The sequence below is a fragment of the Nocardioides sp. genome (assembly GCF_047606145.1).
Taxonomy (GTDB): Bacteria; Actinomycetota; Actinomycetes; order Propionibacteriales; family Nocardioidaceae; genus Nocardioides.
In genome coordinates this window covers 1-17,604 of sequence record NZ_JASGET010000047.1, presented here as the reverse complement: position 1 = coordinate 17,604, position 17,604 = coordinate 1, and the positions used below count along the sequence as shown (strand labels likewise).

17 protein-coding genes are annotated in these 17,604 nt (G+C 69.7%); 15 read left to right on the top strand and 2 right to left on the bottom strand.

Going from position 1 to position 17,604, the window contains the following annotated elements; all coding sequences use genetic code 11:
- Positions 1-120 precede the first annotated feature (120 nt).
- From QM638_RS06540 to QM638_RS06485, 12 genes are all read left to right on the top strand, one after another.
- Positions 121-828: a nitroreductase gene (locus QM638_RS06540; RefSeq protein ID WP_415141147.1), complete on the top strand. Its 708-nt coding sequence runs from the start codon at positions 121-123 to the stop codon at positions 826-828.
- A gap of 138 nt (positions 829-966) precedes the next feature.
- On the top strand, positions 967-1,968 hold the full coding sequence (locus QM638_RS06535; protein ID WP_415141146.1) for a PDR/VanB family oxidoreductase: 1,002 nt from the start codon (positions 967-969) through the stop codon (positions 1,966-1,968).
- A 97-nt stretch (positions 1,969-2,065) separates the two neighbouring features.
- A complete protein-coding gene (locus QM638_RS06530; protein WP_415141145.1) occupies positions 2,066-4,816 on the top strand; it encodes an ABC transporter permease subunit in 2,751 nt (916 codons plus the stop codon).
- Positions 4,813-5,592, top strand: coding sequence for an ABC transporter ATP-binding protein (locus tag QM638_RS06525; RefSeq protein ID WP_415141144.1), 780 nt, complete (start codon positions 4,813-4,815; stop codon positions 5,590-5,592). The genes QM638_RS06530 and QM638_RS06525 overlap by 4 nt, the downstream gene beginning before the upstream one ends.
- 116 nt (positions 5,593-5,708) lie before the next feature.
- Positions 5,709-6,956 carry an ABC transporter substrate-binding protein gene (locus QM638_RS06520; RefSeq protein ID WP_415141143.1) on the top strand — a complete coding sequence of 416 codons (1,248 nt, stop codon included), beginning with the start codon at positions 5,709-5,711 and terminating at the stop codon, positions 6,954-6,956.
- 59 nt (positions 6,957-7,015) lie between these two features.
- Positions 7,016-8,128, top strand: coding sequence for a CaiB/BaiF CoA transferase family protein (locus QM638_RS06515; protein WP_415141142.1), 1,113 nt, complete (start codon positions 7,016-7,018; stop codon positions 8,126-8,128).
- Positions 8,125-9,252 (top strand): acyl-CoA dehydrogenase family protein, encoded by a 1,128-nt coding sequence (locus QM638_RS06510; RefSeq protein WP_415141141.1) that lies wholly within the window; start codon positions 8,125-8,127, stop codon positions 9,250-9,252. Before QM638_RS06515 ends, QM638_RS06510 begins: the two co-directional genes overlap by 4 nt.
- A gap of 29 nt (positions 9,253-9,281) precedes the next feature.
- A complete protein-coding gene (locus tag QM638_RS06505; protein ID WP_415141140.1) occupies positions 9,282-10,100 on the top strand; it encodes an alpha/beta fold hydrolase in 819 nt (272 codons plus the stop codon).
- Positions 10,100-11,278, top strand: coding sequence for an alkene reductase (locus QM638_RS06500; protein WP_415141139.1), 1,179 nt, complete (start codon positions 10,100-10,102; stop codon positions 11,276-11,278). The genes QM638_RS06505 and QM638_RS06500 overlap by 1 nt, the downstream gene beginning before the upstream one ends.
- Positions 11,275-11,514, top strand: a complete 240-nt coding sequence (locus QM638_RS06495) for a hypothetical protein (protein ID WP_415141138.1) — start codon at positions 11,275-11,277, stop codon at positions 11,512-11,514. Before QM638_RS06500 ends, QM638_RS06495 begins: the two co-directional genes overlap by 4 nt.
- A 24-nt stretch (positions 11,515-11,538) precedes the next feature.
- On the top strand, positions 11,539-12,354 hold the full coding sequence (locus tag QM638_RS06490) for a mycofactocin-coupled SDR family oxidoreductase (protein ID WP_415141137.1): 816 nt from the start codon (positions 11,539-11,541) through the stop codon (positions 12,352-12,354).
- 16 nt (positions 12,355-12,370) lie between these two features.
- A complete protein-coding gene (locus QM638_RS06485) occupies positions 12,371-12,985 on the top strand; it encodes a nuclear transport factor 2 family protein (RefSeq protein ID WP_415141136.1) in 615 nt (204 codons plus the stop codon).
- A 34-nt stretch (positions 12,986-13,019) separates the two neighbouring features.
- Here QM638_RS06485 and QM638_RS06480 read toward each other — a convergent pair whose 3' ends face one another.
- Positions 13,020-13,631: a TetR/AcrR family transcriptional regulator gene (locus QM638_RS06480; protein ID WP_415141135.1), complete on the bottom strand. Its 612-nt coding sequence runs from the start codon at positions 13,629-13,631 to the stop codon at positions 13,020-13,022.
- A gap of 98 nt (positions 13,632-13,729) precedes the next feature.
- Entirely contained in the window at positions 13,730-14,893 is a 1,164-nt protein-coding gene (locus tag QM638_RS06475) for a thiolase family protein (protein ID WP_415141134.1), read from the bottom strand.
- A gap of 45 nt (positions 14,894-14,938) precedes the next feature.
- Here QM638_RS06475 and QM638_RS06470 point away from each other — a divergent pair, with 45 nt between their 5' ends.
- From QM638_RS06470 to QM638_RS06460, 3 genes are all read left to right on the top strand, one after another.
- The gene (locus QM638_RS06470) at positions 14,939-15,889 is read left to right on the top strand and encodes a hypothetical protein (protein ID WP_415141133.1); all 951 of its coding nucleotides are present in this window, start codon (positions 14,939-14,941) and stop codon (positions 15,887-15,889) included.
- A gap of 12 nt (positions 15,890-15,901) precedes the next feature.
- Positions 15,902-17,047, top strand: a complete 1,146-nt coding sequence (locus tag QM638_RS06465) for an acyl-CoA dehydrogenase family protein (protein ID WP_415141132.1) — start codon at positions 15,902-15,904, stop codon at positions 17,045-17,047.
- The coding region (locus tag QM638_RS06460) for an acyl-CoA dehydrogenase family protein (RefSeq protein WP_415141131.1) at positions 17,044-17,604 on the top strand (561 nt) is incomplete at its 3' end. The genes QM638_RS06465 and QM638_RS06460, both read left to right, overlap by 4 nt.

Here is a 17,604-nt window from a genome sequence, read left to right as displayed (position 1 = left end):
GATCTCATGCTGGTCCTCCACGGACAAGCGAGCAGGGCGGTCAGCCACCGGCCGGCGGTTCATCGGGAAGCCTCACCACACACCCGCTGCAATCAGCGCCGACACACGGATGGTGCACCAATGAGCGGGGCCGAGAGCCAGTTCGTCGACCGGCTCCTCGCCGAGCGCCAGAGCTGCCGAGGGTTCCTGCCGGATCCTCTCGAGCGGGCCGAGATCGCCGAGCTCGTCGCCGCCGCCTCGCATGCGCCGTCGTGGTGCAACACCCAGCCGTGGGAGCTGATCATCACCGACGGCGAGGAGACCGAGCGCTTCCGGAAGGCCCTACGCGCGCACGCGGAGACGTCGTTCGCAGACGCACCCGACATGCCGTTCCCGCCGGCGTACGAGGGGGTCTACCGCGATCGGCGCCGGGAGTGTGGCTGGCAGCTCTATCAGAGCCTCGGGATCGACAAGGGTGATCGCGTCGCCTCCGGACTCCAGATGCTCGAGAACTTCTCGCTCTTCGGCGCACCGCATGTCGCTGTGGTGACGACCGACCGGCGGCTGGGGACGTACGGCGCGCTCGACTGCGGCCTGTTCGTGCAGAGCTTCCTGCTGGCGGCTCAGAGTCGGGGCATCGGCACGATCGCTCAGGCCGCCATCGCGAGCCAGGCGCCGTTCGTGCGCGAGCACTTCGACATCCCGGAGGACCGTCTGGTGCTGCTCGGGATCTCGTTCGGCCGCCCCGACCCGGATCATCCGGCGAACGGGTTCCGGACGCGTCGTGCGGGTGTCGAGGAGATCGTCACCTGGGCGGACGGCGCGCTCCGACACGCCGGCGAACGGTAATCGGAGACGTCTCGTCTAAAAACCTTAGGGATTTGCGACTATCTGTCTTGTAATCCTGTGACGCGGGCCACTAGCCTGTGCTGAACGCCACCTCGAAGCCCGTGGCGCGAGCCTCATCACCACCTGGGAGACAGAGCAATGACCACGGATCTGGACACAGTGGACCGCGCTGAAGCACCGGTCGACGGCGTGGGCGATGGTGCGGTGCGGGTCCGCGTGGTGGAGGTCCGTGACGTCTCCGACTGTGTCCGGCTGTTCCGGCTCGTCTCCGCCGATGACGCTCCGCTGTCCGGGTGGGCGCCGGGGGCGCACCTGGAGATCGTTCTTCCGTCGGGCCTGGTCCGCCAGTACTCGCTGTGCGGCAGTCCGGCCGAGCGCGGGGCCTATGAGATCGCGGTGCTGCGGGAGCCGACGTCGCGCGGCGGCTCGGTCGAGATGCACGAGCGGATCGGGGTCGGAGACGTCATCGAGGTGCGCAGCGTGCGCAACCACTTCAAGCTCGTGCCGGCCCCGGCGTATCTCTTCGTCGCCGGCGGCGTCGGGATCACCCCGATCCTGCCGATGATCGCAGCCGCACAGGAGCAGGGCGCGTCGTGGCGCCTCGTGTACGGCGGCCGGAGCCGCGACTCGATGGCCTTCCTGGATCGCCTCGGCGCGGTCGAGGGTGTCGAGGTCGTCCCGCAGGACACCGACGGGCTGCCCGACCTCGCCGCAGAGATCGGCGGTGCCGATGTGGACGCCCTGATCTACGCCTGCGGCCCGGAGGGGCTGCTGGCGGCTCTCGAGGCCGAGTGTGCCGCTCAGGGGCGAGGGTCGGCGCTGCACCTCGAGCGCTTCGGTGCCGGTGGCGACCTCGCTGCCGAGGTCGAGGGCGACGTCGCCTTCGAGGTGGAGCTCCAGCGCACCGGTGCCGTCCTCACGGTGCCGCCGGGCACGTCGATTCTCGCCGCCGTCCGTGAGCTGATGGACGCGCCGTCCTCGTGTGAGGAGGGGTTCTGCGGCAGCTGCGAGACCCGGATCGTCTCCGGGGTCGCCGATCACCGCGATGTCGTGCTCTCCGAGGACGAGCAGCGCGAGAACGCCACGATGATGATCTGCGTGAGTCGCGCCGCCTGCCCGCGCCTCGTCTTGGACCTGTAGTCCCCCTCGCCTCCTGGGCGGCCTGGGTCGCCCCTCGTCTAAATATGCGACTGATCGTCTTGAAATATCGTCGGCTCTCGAACGGGAGATCTTGCTGATGGACCTTTTGACCTTCATCGTCGCCGGTCTCACGACCGGCGCCGTCTACGGCCTCGCCGGCGTAGGCCTGGTGCTGACGTTCAAGACCTCGGGCGTCTTCAACTTCGCGCACGGAGCTCTCGCGACCATCGCGGCGTACGCCTTCTACACGCTGCACGTGAGCCACCACATGGCCTGGCCGGTGGCGGGGGCGATCGTGGTGCTGGTGCTCGGCCCGCTGATGGGCCTCCTCATGGAGCTTCTCGTCCGACGGATCCAGACGGCCAGCCTGGCGTTGCAGATAGCTGCCACGGTCGGCGTCCTGCTGGCCGTCGAGGCCGCGGTGCAGCTGATCTACGGCACCGACTCGCTGCACACGGTGCCTGCGTTCCTCGGGTCCGGCGGCTTCACGATCGGCGGCACCGTGGTGCAGTGGTCGCAGCTGATCACCCTGATCTTCGCGCTCGTCGCGACCGCCGCTCTCTCGGCCTACTTCCGCCTCTCTCGTCGCGGGATCGCGATGCGGGCGGTGGTCGACAACCCCGAGCTGCTGGGCGTCACCGGAACCAGCCCGGTGGCCACCCGCCGCCTGGCGTGGATGATCGGCGGCGTCTTCGTCTCGGCCTGTGGCGTGCTCTTCGCTCCGCTGATGGCCCTGGACGCGGTCAACCTGACGCTCCTCATCGTCTCCGCGTTCGGAGCCGCCGCCATCGGCGCCTTCACCAGCCTGCCGTACACCTTCCTCGGTGGCCTCGGCGTCGGCGTGCTGGCGTCGCTGTGCACGAAGTGGTTCACCACGGGCATCCTCGCAGGGGTCCCGTCGGCGCTGTCGTTCATCGTGCTGTTCGTCGTGATCCTGGTCTATCCCAAGCGTCACCTGATGGGTCCCGCCTTCTCGGTGCCACGCTCCCAGGTCGCCCGGCGGGCTCCCGCCTCGCTGCAGGCGCTGGGCGGCCTCGCCCTGCTGGTCCTGCTCCTGCTGGTGCCGAGCTTCGCCGGTCTGCACATCGTCGACTGGACCGTCGCGGTGGCGACAGTCGTCGTCTTCCTCTCGCTGGCGCTGCTGGTCAAGACCTCGGGGCAGGTGTCGCTGTGCCACATCAGCTTCATGGCGCTCGGGGCCACCTCGTTCGCCCACTTCAGCGGCGGAGCGGGCATCCCGTGGCTCGGTGCGCTGCTGCTGGCCGGCCTGGTCGCGGTGCCGGTGGGTGCCGTCCTCGCCATCCCCGCCGGCCGGCTGAGCGGCCTCTACCTGGCGTTGGCCACCCTCGGCTTCGGACTGCTGCTGCAGTACATGTTCTACAACGAGTCGATGATGTTCGGCTCCAACATGCTGGGCTTGAACGTCCCGCGGCCGGACCTGTCCTGGGTCGATCTGGCCAGTGACAACGGCTACTACTACCTGACCCTCGCGATCGTCGTGGTCACGACCGCGATCGTGATCGCCCTGAGCCGCGGACGGCTGGGGCGGCTGCTGCGGGCGATGGCGGATTCGCCGACGGCGCTGGCCACCAGCGGCGCAGCGGCCTCGCTGACCCGGGTGATCGTCTTCTGTCTCTCGGCCTTTCTGGCGGCGATGGGCGGTGCGCTGGTCGGCGCCGCGATGTCAGTGGTCACCACCACCTCCTATTCGCCGATCACCTCGCTGACCTACTTCGTGCTCATCATGATCAATCCGGGCCGGCTGCCGTGGAACGCAGTCCTGGCCGGCGCCGGCATGATCCTGATCCCGTCCTACCTGCCGGGCGGCAACGTCAGCATCGTGCTGCAGCTGCTCTTCGGCATCTGCGCCATCCTGGTCGCGGTGATGCCGACCCGGGCGGGTGGCGCCTCGAAGGTCACGGACTGGGTCAATGCCACGTTCGGTCGGATCCAGCTCCGGTGGCCGGGCCGCGGCCATCGCACGGTCGCCGAGGTGGCCACGGCTGCTCCGGCGGCTGAGGATCGCCGGGTACGGCCGGGGCTGCTGGTGGTCGAGGGCCTGCAGGTCCGTTACGGCGGCCAGGTCGCCGTCGACGGGCTGGCGCTCCAGGCTCGTACGGGGGAGATCACCGGCCTGATCGGTCCCAACGGCGCCGGGAAGACGACCACGTTCAACGCGTGCTCGGGCTTGCTCCGACCGACCCAGGGCCGGGTACTGCTCGACGGTCGAGACATCGGACGGGCCCGTCCGGCCGCCCGGGCGCGGCTCGGCCTGGGGCGCACCTTCCAGAAGGTCGAGCTGCTGGAGTCGCTCAGCGTCTGGGACAACGTCGCGATCGGATACGAGTCCACGCTGGCCGGCGCCAACCCACTGAGCCACCTGTTCTCCCGCCCCGGCGACAACGCCAGGCTGGCGGCGCGGACCGCCGACGCCCTGCGGATCTGCGACCTCGTCGAGCTGGCGTCGGTCCCGGTGATGTCGCTCTCGACCGGTCAGCGGCGGCTCGTCGAGCTGGCTCGCTGCGTCGCCGGCGACTATCGGATCCTGCTCCTCGACGAGCCGTCGTCGGGCCTGGACCGGGCCGAGACCGAACGCTTCGGCAAGATCTTGCAGGCGCTGGTCGAGGAGCGTGGCCTCGGCATCCTGCTCGTCGAGCACGACATGACGTTGGTGACGGACGTCTGCGACCGCGTCTTCGTCCTCGACTTCGGCAAGCCGCTCTTCGCCGGTACCGCCCGCGAGGCGATGCGGTCACCCCTTGTCCAGTCGGCCTACCTCGGGTCGGACGCGTTGAGCCAGCAACTCGACGCGTCGGGCTCGGATGTTGCCGAGGCGGTGGCGTCATGACGGTCCCGGTGTTGGAGCTCGCGGGCGTCACCGCGGGATATGGAACGACCACGATCCTGCGTGATGTCAGCGTGAAGGTGGAGGCGGGCCGGGTCGTCGCGTTGCTGGGTGCGAACGGTGCCGGGAAGACGACGACCCTACGAGCGGCCGCCGGTCTGCTGCGCGTCAGCTCCGGCGAGGTACGCCTCGGCGGCACGGTCGTGAACCGGCGCCAGCCCTCCCAGCGCAGCGCTGATGGGCTGTGCCTGATCCCCGAAGGGCGGGGCGTCTTCCCCAACCTGACCGTGCGGGAGAACCTCGTCCTCCAGGCGCCGAAGCACGACGCGGCCAGCACGATCGGCAAGGCGCTCGATGCGTTCCCCGCGTTGGACGGCCGGCTGAGTGACCGGGCCGGATCGCTCTCTGGCGGCCAGCAGCAGATGCTGGCGCTCTCGCGGTGCTTCACCACCGAGCCCTCGGTCGTCCTCCTCGATGAGGTCTCGATGGGACTCGCGCCGATCGTGGTCGGCCAGATCTTCGACGCGTTGCGGAGGCTCGCGAGCACGGGAGTCGCGCTCCTGCTGGTGGAGCAGTACGTCGGCAAGGCCCTGGAGATGGCCGACGACGTCTACCTCCTCGACCGCGGCGAGATCAGCTTCTCCGGATCCGTCGACGAGGTCGACGAGGACGAGCTCGTCCGCCGGTACCTCCACGTCGATCCCGAGGCGGCCGAGGCGCTCTCCGCGCCCGAGGCCGATCGGGCCGGTGTGCCGGACACCACCGCGGCGTCGTACTGAACGCCCCGTGGGCTCGCACCAGACATCCCGTCGTTCCCCAGCAGGTCCCCGCACCACCGCAGCATCTTGTTGACCAATCGAGTGTGACCGAGTCCGACTGTCAGGAGAAGAAAGCCATGCGTACCTACAAGAGAACGGCGGCCCTGGCCGCCCTGCTGCTGCCGGTCACCGTCCTGGCGGCGTGCGGCAGCAGCAGTGACACGAGCGCCGGCGACGCAGCCGGGGCCAACGGCGGCTCGTCGAGCAACACCATCAAGGTCGGGATGATCTGCAGCTGTTCGGGCTCGCAGTCCTCCTCGCTGGGGCGCTCGGGCGACGTGGCCAAAGCGTGGGCGAGCTCGGTCAACGCCGCCGGCGGCATCAACGGGTCCCAGGTCCAGATGATCGTCAAGGACGACGGCGCGGACGCGGCCAAGGGACTCCAGGCCGCCAAGGAGCTCGCGAGCGACGGTGTCATCGCCATCGTCGGAGACATGAGCGTCGTGGATGCCTCCTGGGCCTCCTACATCGAGCAGGCCGGCATCCCGGTGGTGGGCGGTGAGTCGCTCTTCCCGCCGTTCGCGACCAGCTCGGACTTCTTCCCGACCGGCGGCACCCTCGGGGTGGAGCTCTACACCTCGATGGCGGTCGGCAAGGAGGCGGGCGCGACCAACATGGCCTTCCTCTACTGCGCCGAGTCGCCGATCTGCGCCAACATGGAGGGCCCGGCCCAGAAGTACGCCACCTCGCTCGGGATGAAGCTCACCCCGGCCAAGGTCTCGGCGACCGCCCCCGACTACACCGCCGTCTGCCTGCAGATGAAGAACAGCGGAGCGGACGCGATGACCATCCAGGACGACGGCAACATCGCCCAGCGGATCGTGGACAGTTGCGCCGCCCAGGGCTACCAGCCGCGGGTGGTGGCCAACACGGGGTCGTCGACGATCACCTGGCTGAAGGACAAGAACTACGAGGGCGCGAGCGTGACCTCGGTCAACGCCAACTACACCGACCAGTCGGTGCCCGGCATCAAGCGGTTCACCGACGCGATGAACAAGTACGTCCCCGGTCTGACCACGAGCGACCAGTTTGCCTACTCGCTGACCTGGGAGTGGGCCGCCGGTGAGCTCTTCGAGGCCGCGGCGAAGGCCGGCGACGTGACCGCCACCTCGAGCACCGAGGACGTGCTCGACGGTCTCTACGCGCTCAAGGACGAGACCCTCGGCGGCATCGCGCCCCCGCTGAACTACACCAAGGGCGAGGCGACCATCATCCCGTGCTATTTCGACATCACCATCAAGGACGGGAAGTACGTCTCCGAGGGCGGCTACAAGTGCCTCGACGAGACCGAGCAGAAGGCGTTCACGGACGCCGGCGTCTTCTGATCCGGCGAAGTCCGGCGCAGGCACACCCGACAGCACAGATGAGACAGGGGTAGGTCGAGATGGCGTACGAGCTGGGGCAGGGGACAGGGCCCCTGCGTGGGATCAGGGTCGTCGAGCTGGCGGGCATCGGCCCGGCACCGCACGCCTGCATGATCCTGGCCGATCTCGGTGCCGACGTCATCCGGATCGACCGCCCCGGTGGCGGGCTGTTGGGGGAGGGGCCGCACGACCTCCTCACGCGAGGGCGACCGAGCGTCGCTCTGGACCTGAAGGACCCGGCCTCGACCGAGACGGTGCTGGAATTGGTGGCCCGGGCCGACATCCTCGTCGAGGGGATGCGGCCCGGGACCACCGAGCGTCTCGGGCTCGGTCCCGAGGTCTGCCTGGCCCGCAACCCCTCCCTGATCTACGGCCGGATGACCGGCTGGGGTCAGGACGGGCCGTTGGCACAGGCGGCCGGCCACGACATGAACTACGTCGCGGTGGCCGGCGCGCTCTACGGCCTCGGCCAGGACCCAGCCCGGCCACAGTTCCCCTCCAACCTGCTCGGTGACTTCGGCGGTGGTTCGACGTACCTGGTCATCGGTCTGCTGGCCGCGCTCCTCGAGGCGCGGCTCAGTGGCCAGGGTCAGGTGGTCGACGCGGCGATCGTGGACGGCACCGCACACCTGAACGCGCTGGGGGCTGCGCTCCATGCCGCCGGTCAGTCCGACCGGCGCGTCGGCGGCATCCTCAACGGCGCCGAGCCGTACTACGACGTGTACGAGACGGCCGACGGCGAGCACCTCGCGGTCGCCGCCATCGAGCCGTCGTTCTACGCCACCTTGACCAAGCTCCTCGAGCTCCCCGACGACCTTCCGGCACGCGATGACCCGACCCAGCGCGAGGCGCTGCGTGCGGCGCTGGCGGAGCGGTTCAAGGAGCGCACCCGCGCCGAGTGGGCCGCCGTCTTCGACGGCACCGACGCATGCGTGAGCGGGGTGCTGCGGCTCCAGGAGGCTTTCCACCACCCGCACAACACCGCGCGGGGCGTCTTCGTGGAGCACGAGGGCATCGTGCAGCCGGCACCGGCGCCGCGTTTCTCGCGGACGAGGCCCACGCTGACCACCGGGCCGATCACCGTCGGCGCGCAGACCGAGGAGGCGCTGGCGGCCTGGGGCGTACGGCGATGAGTGACGTCCGCGCCAGCGCGGCTGGGATCGCCGCCCGCTTCGGCGCGCCGTACTTCCTCGACTGCGCGCGAGCCGCACGCTTCCCAGGCGAACTGTGGCAGGAGCTGGCCGAGGCCGGGCTGATCGGGATCGGTCTCCCCGTCGCCTACGGCGGTGGTGGGGCCGGCCTGGTGGACCTGGCCGCGGTGACCGAGGAACTGGCCGCCGCCGGATGCCCCCTCCAACCACTCATCTACTCGCAGGGGATCGGCGGCAGCATCATCGCCGCACACGGGACGGCCGACCAGCAGGCCGCCTGGCTGCCCGGGCTGGCCGCCGGCACCCGGATCCTGTCGTTCGCGATCACCGAGACCGAGGCGGGCTCGAACTCGCAGCGCCTTGTCACCACTGCCGTCCGTGGCGGTGACGACTTCGTGCTGAACGGCGCGAAGACCTTCGTCTCCGGGGTCGAACGCGCCGACGCGGTGCTGATCGCCGCCCGCACGGGCACCACCGCGCGGGGGAAGGCAGCCCTCTCGATCTTCCTCGTACCACCCGATACCCCGGGGGTGAGGCTCGAGCCGCATCCGCTGGTGATGGTGGCTCCGGACAAGCAGTGGAACCTCAGGTTGGAGCAGGTCCGGCTCCCCTGGACTGCTCTGGTCGGGGAGCTCGACGGCGGTCTCAAGGCGCTCTTCGACGGGTTCAACCCCGAGCGGATCCTCAGCGCCGCGCTCGGGCTGGGTCTGGGCCGCTACGCTCTCGGCCGCGCCGCTGCCTACGCCCGGTCCCGCGTCGTCTGGGAGGTCCCGATCGGCGCCCATCAGGGTGTGGCGCACGCCCTGGCCCAGGTGAAGGTCGAGCTGGAGTCGGCGCGACTCCACACCGAACGAGCCGCTGCGCTCGTCGACGCGGGCCAACCCGCAGGCGAGGCGGCGAACATGGCCAAGATGGTCGCCGCCGACGCGGCCGTGCGCAGCCTCGATGCGGCGATCCAGGTGCACGGTGGCAGCGGGCTGGCGTTGGAGACCGGTCTGAGCGACTTCTGGTGGATGGTCCGGGCGCTGCAGGTCGCGCCGGTCTCGCGAGAGATGGTGCTCAACTTCGTCGCCGAGCATGCGCTGGGCCTGCCGAAGTCCTACTGAGTTCCACGGCATAGCCAGAGAGGCCTTTGATGAACACGATCACCGTCGGCGACGGATTGAAGCTCGCGGTCCAGGATCTCGGCACCGGGCCGAGCGTGGTGCTCGTCGGCGGCATGTTCCTGGACCGCCGGATCTGGGACCAGCAGGTGTGCTCCCTCACCGAGGCCGGCTACCGCGTGGTCTGTATCGACCTGCTCGGCCACGGGGAGTCCGACCAACCACTGAGCGGCTACGCGATCCCCGAGCTCGCCGGGCAGTTGGTCGAGGCGATGCGTCTGCTCGAGGTCGGGCGCGGGCTCCTCGTCGGCCACTCCTTCGCCGGGCAGGTGGCCTTCAGCGCGGCGGTCCAGGGCGCCGACCTGGCGGGTCTGGTCCTGCTCTCCTCCAATGGGGTGGCCGCGGCGCGTACGGCGGGGTTCCCGTTCGGTGCCCCGGCGGAGGCGCTGCTGCCTGCTCTGGTCACCGGGGAGCGGACGGCGAAGTTCGCCACCCGCAAGAAGAACCTGCTGGTCTCCTTCGGGGCGGACCCCGTGCCGGAGCTGGTCGACTGGCTGCTGGCCATGGTGCTCCAGACGCCGTCATGGGTGGCGCTGGAGTTCTACCGGACGCTGTTGACGTGCGATCAGTCCGACCTGGTGGCGCGCGCCCGGCTGCCGATACTCCATCTCTACGGTGAGGACGACCCGATCCTGGCCCGGAAGGCAGTGCCGTGGCTGGTCGAGCAACTGCCGGACCTCACCTCGGCGACGCTGCCCGGTGGGCACTATCCGATGCTGGAGGCGGGCCAGGCGCTGAGCGAGGCGCTGCTCGCCTTCTGCGATCGTGTCGGCATCGCGGTTGTCGCGTGATGAGCCTCCTCGACCCGCTGGAGGTCGGTGCCTTCGAGGCCGCCAACAGGGTCTTCATGGCGGCGTGCACGCGCTGTCGGGCCGATCCGGACCAGGTCCCGACGGCGGCGATGGCGACCTACTACGCGCAGCGCGCCGGGGCGGGGGCGATCATCAGCGAAGGCATCAACCCGTCACCGCTGGGCCGTGGCGAGCTCAACCAGCCTGCCCTCTACGCCGAGGAGCACGAACGCGGTTGGCGATCGGTGCTGGACGCTGTCCACGAAGCGGGCGGGCGGATGGTCGCACAACTCATGCACGCGGGCCGGATCACGTTCCGTGAGCTGCTCCCCGGCAACGCAGCACCGGTGGCGCCGTCGGCGATCCGGCCGAGTCCGGACTGTCGAGGCTACGCGGTGCGCTGTCCACGCCACGATCGCGGCTATCCGATGCCGACCGCGCTGCGGACCGACGAGGTACGCCGGGAGATCGACTTCTTCGTCCTCTCGGCTGAGCGTGCGATCCGGGCTGGCTTCGACGCGGTCCAGATCCATGCCGCCGGCGGCTACCTGCCGATGCAGTTCCTCTCCTCGTCGACGAACGTGCGCGAGGACGCATACGGCGGCAGCCGCGAGAAGCGGGCGCGCTTCCTGCTCGAGTGTGTGGAGCTGGCAGCGGATCGCATCGGTGCCGATCGGATCGCCATCAAGGTCTCGCCGTCCTTCGGCTTCAACGACATCCGCGACGAGGACCCCGAAGGCCTGTATGCCTGCCTGGCGGAGCGGCTCGACGAGTTCGGGCTGGCGTTCGTCGAGGTCGCCGACTACCGGGGACGACATCCGGCTGGCTCGTTCGACGCCACCGCGCTGATCCGCCGCCACTTCTCCGGGGTGCTGGTGGCCAACGGCGGCCACGATCCCGGCACGGCGGCCGAGACCGTCGTCTCCGGTGCAGCGGACGCGGTGAGCTTCGGCGGATCCTTCATCGCGAACCCGGATCTCCCCGAGCGGATCGCGCAGGGAATCGAGTTGGCGCGCCCGGACCGATCGACCTACTACCGGTCGCCGGACGGAGACCTGGGGACCGGCTACACCGACTATCCCGCACACCCCTCGGATATTGCGACGATCCGTCTTGTAAATGCCGATGGCCAACGCTACAGTCGAGCCACCGACGAGTCCAGGAGTGTGGGCAGATGACCACAGCGGCTACCCCCGTACCGTCCCTTGCCGTGTTGTTCGACAACGCACGCACCGCGATCGCGGCCGCACGCGAGGCGGATCTGGAGGTGTCCACGATCGGGGTCAGTCCCGAAGACTTCGACCTCATCGAGAGATCGAAGAGGTTCGAGGAGCGGATCGGTCTGCCATTGCGCATCCTCGGCGTGGTCGTAGAGCCGGACGCCGATGTGGCACTGGGCTCCGTGCGGCTCTAGTCACCGACATCGATGGGAGAATCCGTGAGCAAGCGGATGCAGGGCAAGGTCGTCTTCGTCACCGGGACCGCCCGGGGGCAGGGGCGCGCGATCGCCGTCCGGATGGCCAAGGAGGGCGCCGACGTGATCGGCGTAGACCTCGCCGGTCCGCTGCCCGGGGTGCCCTACGACTCGCCAACGCCGGAGGACCTGGCCGCCACGATCTCGCAGATCGAGGCGGTCGGCGGGCGTCACCTCATCGAGCAGGGCGACGTACGTGATCTCGCCGGGCTCAGGGACCTGGTGGACCGCGGCGTGGAGATGTTCGGTCGCCTCGACGGGATCGCCGGCAATGCCGCGATCTGCATTCCCAGCACGTGGGCCGAGACCACTCCCGAGCAGTTCCGCGACACGATGGACATCAACGTCACCGGCGTCTGGAACACCGTGATGGCCGGCGCTCCGCACCTGATCGAGGCAGGTGCCGGCTCGATCGTGCTGACCAGCTCGTACGCCGGGGTCAAGGTGCAGCCGTTCATGATCCCCTACACCACCAGCAAGCACGCGGTGACCGGGATGACCCGCGCGTTCGCTGTCGAGCTCGGGAAGTACAACATCCGGGTCAACAGCATCCACCCCGGTGCGGTGGAGACGCCGATGGGCTCGGGCGACATGCAGTCGCGGATTGCCGAGACGAACGCGACCAACCCGCCGATGGGGGAGATGGCCACGGCATTCCTCCCGGACCGGCGCATCGACGTCGAGGACATCGCCGACCTGGTGCTCTTCCTCCTCGGCGACGACTCCAAGAAGATCACCTCGGACCACGTCACCATCGACGCCGGCGCTCACCACTACTGATCGGCGGCGGAGCGCAATGACCATGACGACCTCGGACCTCGAGGCTCGCGTCGAACGCATCGAGGCCTTCCAGGCGATCAGCCAGTTGCCGATGCGCTACGCCCGGGCGATCGACGCTCGGGACCTCGACACGCTGGCCTCGCTCTACACCCCCGACGCGGTCTTCAGCCGCCGCGTCGACGAGCGCGGACCGCAGGCTGTGCGGGCGTACTTCGCGACGGTGCTGACGAACTTCTACCGCAGCATGCACCAGATCTGCGGCCATGTGATCGATACGATCGACGGCGACCACGCCAGCGGCACCGTCTACTGCCGGGTCGAGCACGAGGACGCCGACGACTGGGTGGTCCAGCTGATGGTCTACTTCGACGAGTACCAGCGGGTCGACGGCACCTGGCTGATCGCCTCACGCCGGCCGACCTATCTCTACACCGCCGATGTCCGCGACCTGCCGCAGACGGTGGGGTTCAACCATTGGCCCGGGTGGGATGCGGGCGATCGTGGCGGTGCGGACGCGGCCGGTGAGGCGGCTCGTCGCTTCGCTCCGACGTTGCCACAGGCCTGGGCGACCTGGGCCCCCTACTGGGACGAGCACCGCGACCGGGTGCCGGCCCGTACGCATCGTCCTTGAGGCGCGACGCGCACTCGAGCGACTAGTCGTACGACTAGTCCGTCTGGTCCTTCCAACCGGGGAGGACCAGACGGACCGCTGCGTCTCCGATGGACTCGGCGGTCCGGGCGGACGACCCGCTGTACCAGCGGGACACCCAGTTGAGCATGCCGAGGATCAGTCGGGTCGTCACCTGCACGTCATCGCTCTGGAGGTAGCCGGCTTCGACGGCGTCCTCGACCACGGCGGTCCACAGGGACTCGTAGTCGTTGGCCCACCGGCGCCAGCGCTTGTAGCTCTCGTCCGAGAGGCCCCAGCCGAAGTAGACGCCGCTGTAATTGCGCATCCGGACCGAGTTGTCGACCTGGAAGCGGATCATCGCGACCAGAGCCGCACCGGGCTCGGTCTGCTTCGCGAGCAGCTCCCGGGCGTGGTCTTCGACATCGTGCACCAGCCGGTCGAGCAGGATGCTGTGGAGCTCGTCGAGGGAGCGCACCGTCCGGTAGAGCGTCGCCCGGGAGACGCCGAGCCCTTCGGCGACGCTCTCGATGGAGACCGCGTCGAAGCCGTTCTCGTCGTACAGGCGCGCGGCGACGGTGGCGACCTCGGTCGGATCGATCAGCAGCTTGGGGCGGCCGACCGAGCGTTTGGGTGCGGACTGGGTCATGCGGCTCCTTCCGAGCCAGGACGCGAACCATATCGGATTCAGAACTTACGGCACCCGACGCCGGGCAGGCTTGAGGTGTCTTGGTGTTGGGCGGCGTGTCAGTGACGCGAATCCAGCACGATCGCGCTTCCCATTCCGCCGCCGGCGCACATCGCGGCGACCCCGACGCCGCCTCCGCGACGGTGGAGTTCGTGGGCCAGGGTGGTCACCATCCGGGCCCCGGTCGCGGCGACGGGATGCCCCAGCGAGCAGCCGCTGCCATACGGGTTGACCAGGTCCTCGTCGAGCTTCAGCTCGCGACAGGCTGCGATGACGACGGAGGCGAAGGCCTCGTTGATCTCCCAGAGATCGACCTGGTCGGCGGCGATGCCGGCACGAGCCAGTGCCTTCGCGATCGCTTGCGGCACGGCGAGTCCGGTGCGCTCGGGGGAGACGCCGACGCTGGCTCCGGCCACGATGCGGGCGAGGGGTGCCCAGCCGTGGTCCTTCGCGGCGTCGGCGTCGGCGACCAGGACCGCGGCTGCGGCGTCGTTGATCCCGCTGGCATTGCCGGCTGTGACGCTGAACCCATCGATCTCGGGATGGAGCGGCTGCAGTGCGGCGAGCTTCTCCAAGCTCGTCGAGGCCCGCGGGTGCTCGTCGCTCTGGAACCGGACCTGCTCGCCGTCGGCGCGGACGACGTCGATCCCGATGATCTCGCCGGCGAACTGGCCGGCGTCGATCGCGGCGATCGCGCGCTGGTGTGACCGGAGCGCCCATGCGTCCTGCTCGGCGCGGGTGATGCCGGTGAGCCGAGCGGCATTCCAGCCGACGGTGATCGACATGTCGTCGGCCGGTGCGTCCGGGGTGGGACGGTGCGATTCGAAGACCCAAGGCTGGTCGGGCGCGAACCGGTCGCCGAGCAGGGGTGCGGTGGAGGACGACTGCACTCCGCCGGCGATGATCGCGCGGTCGCCGGTGAGGATCGCGCCGGCCGCGGTGAGGATCGCGCTCAGCCCGCCGGCGCAATGACGATTGACCGCCAGACCGGGCACGTCGACCAAGCCCGCCTCGATCGCGGCATAGCGGGCGAGGACGCTGCCGCCGTGCAGCGACTCGGCCAGGATCACGTCGTCGATCAAGTCGCTGGGTACGGCGAGGCGCCGCACGATCTGCTGGATCACCGGGGTCACCAGGTCGGCCGGCTGGGTGCGCGACAACGTGCCCTTGAAGGACGTCCCGATCGGTGTCCTCAGGGCCGCGGCGATGACCGGTTCGGGCATGGGGACCTCCTGTCGAAGATTATGGCATAGTGTATCTCAATATTGATGGAAGAACGATCGTTCACCAAGGACGGCATCATGTACGACGCTCTCGTGTCCGCCGACATCGTGGTCTCCGAGACCGATGAGGCGGCCGCACTGCTGGTCGACCTGCTCGGCCTGCCGGCTCCCCGGCCGGCTGCCTATCTCGAGCCCGCCGGCCATGGCTTCCGGGCGGTCTTCCTGCGCCTCCGACCGTCGCTGCGGGTGGCGCCCACCCAACTGGAGTTGATCACGCCGCGCCCACGCACCGAGCCGCACGACCACGTCGAGGAGCGGATCGTGGCGCAGGCCGATCGGCCGGTCAGGACCCATGCGACGGTGCTCGCCGGGGACACGGACGCCGTCCTGGAGCGGCTGCGGACCCGCGGCGTACGCCACCGGATCACCGAGCCGAGCGAGGACTTCCCCTTCCCGCGGATCTGGATCGGGGTCACCGCGCGTGAGCCGCTGGCATACGACGCCGGTGTCGACGCCGGGCTGTGGCTCGAGGTCGTCCCCTCGGCGAGTGCCGGCATCGAGCCGGTCGCCGAGCCCGACGTCGAGGCGTCCCGGGGCGTGCGCCGCATCCGGGCGCGACGATTCCTCGTCGGTGACATCGATGCCGCAGTCCAGGCACTCGCGCGGAGCATGGGGCTGGCGCCGTCGGCCTTCTCATGGGAGGGCGGGGAGGCGTGGGCGACGTACACGTTCGGCAACGCCTCCAGCGCCGCGCTGGAGCTCCTGCGGCCGGCAGTCGGTACGGCGGCGGGCGAGTTCTGGGAGCGCTGGGGCGACGGTCCGCACGCGATCGTCTTCGAGGCCGGCGACCTGGACTACCTGGCCGGGCGGCTGGGTGAGCACGGGGTGGCGGTGGAGCGGTCGGTGAACCTGCGAGGCGAGAAGGTGCTGCTCGCCGATCCGAGTCGTACCTGGAACGTGCCGCTCGAGTTCGTCGCAGCGACCGAGAGCGCTTGAGAAGGAGGAGAGATGGATCTGGTGGAATCAGCGGCCGATCACGAGTTTCGGCTGGAGGCGCGTGACTGGCTGCAGCACAACAGGCCTGCCGAGTCACTGCCCTCGCCGGATGCCTCGCGGGAGGCGTTCGAGGCGAACCGGGCCTGGGAGCGGGTGCTCTTCGAGGCCGGCTGGGCGGCCGTCTCCTGGCCCGTCGAGTACGGCGGCCGGGGGTTGGGCCTGTGGGAGTGGATGATCTTCGAGGAGGAGTACTTCGCGGCCGGGTTGGGCCCGCGCGCCGCCCAGAACGGGATGTTCCTCCTGGCGCCCTCCCTCTTCGAGTTCGGCACCGAGGCGCAGAAGGCGGCCTTGTTGCCGCGGATCGCGGGCGTCGAGGACATGTGGGCGCAGGGCTGGTCCGAGCCGGAGGCGGGCAGCGACCTGGCCGGCGTACGGGTGAACGCCCGCCGCGACGATGCCGCCGGTGGCTGGCGGGTGAACGGTCAGAAGACCTGGAGCACCCGGGCTCCTTTCTGCAACCGGCTCTTCGCGCTGGTGCGGACCGACCCCGAGTCGACCCGCCACCATGGGCTCTCCTACCTCCTCATCGACCTGGAGGCGCCCGGTGTGACGGTGCGTCCGGTGCGCAAGCTGGGCGATCAGATCGGCTTCGGGGAGATCTTCTTCGACGACGTCTTCGTCTCCGACGCCGATGTGCTCGGCGAGGTGGGACAGGGGTGGAAGGTCGCGATGGCGACCACCGGCTCCGAGCGTGGGCTCATCCTGCGCTCGCCGGGTCGCTTTCTGGCCTCCGCGCAGCGGCTGGTCGACCTCTGCCGGAAGACGCCCGACGCGTCGGCGGCCCAGCGTCGCGACGTCACCGAGGCGTGGATCCGGGCGCAGGCCTACCGCTACGGCGGAATGAAGACGATGACCCGGATCGCCGAAGGCGGATCGATCGGGGCCGAGTCGAGCATCAACAAGGTCTTCTGGTCCGAGATGGACGTGCGGGCCCATGAGATCGCCCTGGACCTGCTCGCCGAGCGGGCCGAGATCGACACCGATTGGTGGCACGGGTTCATCACCTCGATGGCGACACCCATCTTCGCCGGCACCAACGAGATCCAGCGCAATATCGTCGCCGAGCGGGTGCTCGGCATGCCGAGGAGTGGACGATGAGATTCGCACCCACCGAGGACCAGCTCGCCTTCGCCGACGCGATCCGCGGCTTCCTGTCCCGGGCCTGTCCGGCGGAGGCGGTCCGCGAGGCTTGGGAGACGGGGACGCCGCCAGCGGTGTGGAAGGGCCTCGGTGAGCTCGGCCTGCTGACGCTGCTCGCGCCCGAGGAGCTGGGCGGAGGCGGCTCCGAACTCGAGCTCTTCGCGGCGTTCGACGAGGTCGGTCGTGCGGCAGCGCCGGGCCCCATCGTCGAGACCGCGGCCGTCGCCGTACCCCTGCTGGCTCGGTTCGCGCCGGAGCTGCTGACCGTGGAGACGGTGGCGGCCGGCGTGTCGGCCACCACCACCGCGGTGATGCCGTACGCCTGCTCTGGAGCAGGGCTGCTGCTCGGCGAGGAGCTGCGGCTCGTGGACCTGGCCGACGTGGAGCGCCCCGGCCCGGCGCTGGACGACTCTCGCGCGGTCGTCTCGCTGCCGGACGACGTCCTACGCGGGGCGAGTGTGCTGGCCTCCGGCGCCGAGGCCGCTGCCGCGGTGGCGACGGCGCGGCACCGGGCG

What these genes read in the sequence shown, in the direction of transcription:
- QM638_RS06540 (WP_415141147.1), top strand. Translation starts at nt 121, where the DNA reads ATGAGCGGGGCCGAGAGCCAGTTCGTCGACCGGCTCCTCGCCGAGCGC.
- QM638_RS06535 (WP_415141146.1), top strand. Translation starts at nt 967, where the DNA reads ATGACCACGGATCTGGACACAGTGGACCGCGCTGAAGCACCGGTCGAC.
- QM638_RS06530 (WP_415141145.1), top strand. Translation starts at nt 2,066, where the DNA reads ATGGACCTTTTGACCTTCATCGTCGCCGGTCTCACGACCGGCGCCGTC.
- QM638_RS06525 (WP_415141144.1), top strand. Translation starts at nt 4,813, where the DNA reads ATGACGGTCCCGGTGTTGGAGCTCGCGGGCGTCACCGCGGGATATGGA.
- QM638_RS06520 (WP_415141143.1), top strand. Translation starts at nt 5,709, where the DNA reads ATGCGTACCTACAAGAGAACGGCGGCCCTGGCCGCCCTGCTGCTGCCG.
- QM638_RS06515 (WP_415141142.1), top strand. Translation starts at nt 7,016, where the DNA reads ATGGCGTACGAGCTGGGGCAGGGGACAGGGCCCCTGCGTGGGATCAGG.
- QM638_RS06510 (WP_415141141.1), top strand. Translation starts at nt 8,125, where the DNA reads ATGAGTGACGTCCGCGCCAGCGCGGCTGGGATCGCCGCCCGCTTCGGC.
- QM638_RS06505 (WP_415141140.1), top strand. Translation starts at nt 9,282, where the DNA reads ATGAACACGATCACCGTCGGCGACGGATTGAAGCTCGCGGTCCAGGAT.
- QM638_RS06500 (WP_415141139.1), top strand. Translation starts at nt 10,100, where the DNA reads ATGAGCCTCCTCGACCCGCTGGAGGTCGGTGCCTTCGAGGCCGCCAAC.
- QM638_RS06495 (WP_415141138.1), top strand. Translation starts at nt 11,275, where the DNA reads ATGACCACAGCGGCTACCCCCGTACCGTCCCTTGCCGTGTTGTTCGAC.
- QM638_RS06485 (WP_415141136.1), top strand. Translation starts at nt 12,371, where the DNA reads ATGACCATGACGACCTCGGACCTCGAGGCTCGCGTCGAACGCATCGAG.
- QM638_RS06480 (WP_415141135.1), bottom strand. Translation starts at nt 13,631, where the DNA reads ATGACCCAGTCCGCACCCAAACGCTCGGTCGGCCGCCCCAAGCTGCTG.
- QM638_RS06475 (WP_415141134.1), bottom strand. Translation starts at nt 14,893, where the DNA reads ATGCCCGAACCGGTCATCGCCGCGGCCCTGAGGACACCGATCGGGACG.
- QM638_RS06470 (WP_415141133.1), top strand. Translation starts at nt 14,939, where the DNA reads ATGGAAGAACGATCGTTCACCAAGGACGGCATCATGTACGACGCTCTC.
- QM638_RS06465 (WP_415141132.1), top strand. Translation starts at nt 15,902, where the DNA reads ATGGATCTGGTGGAATCAGCGGCCGATCACGAGTTTCGGCTGGAGGCG.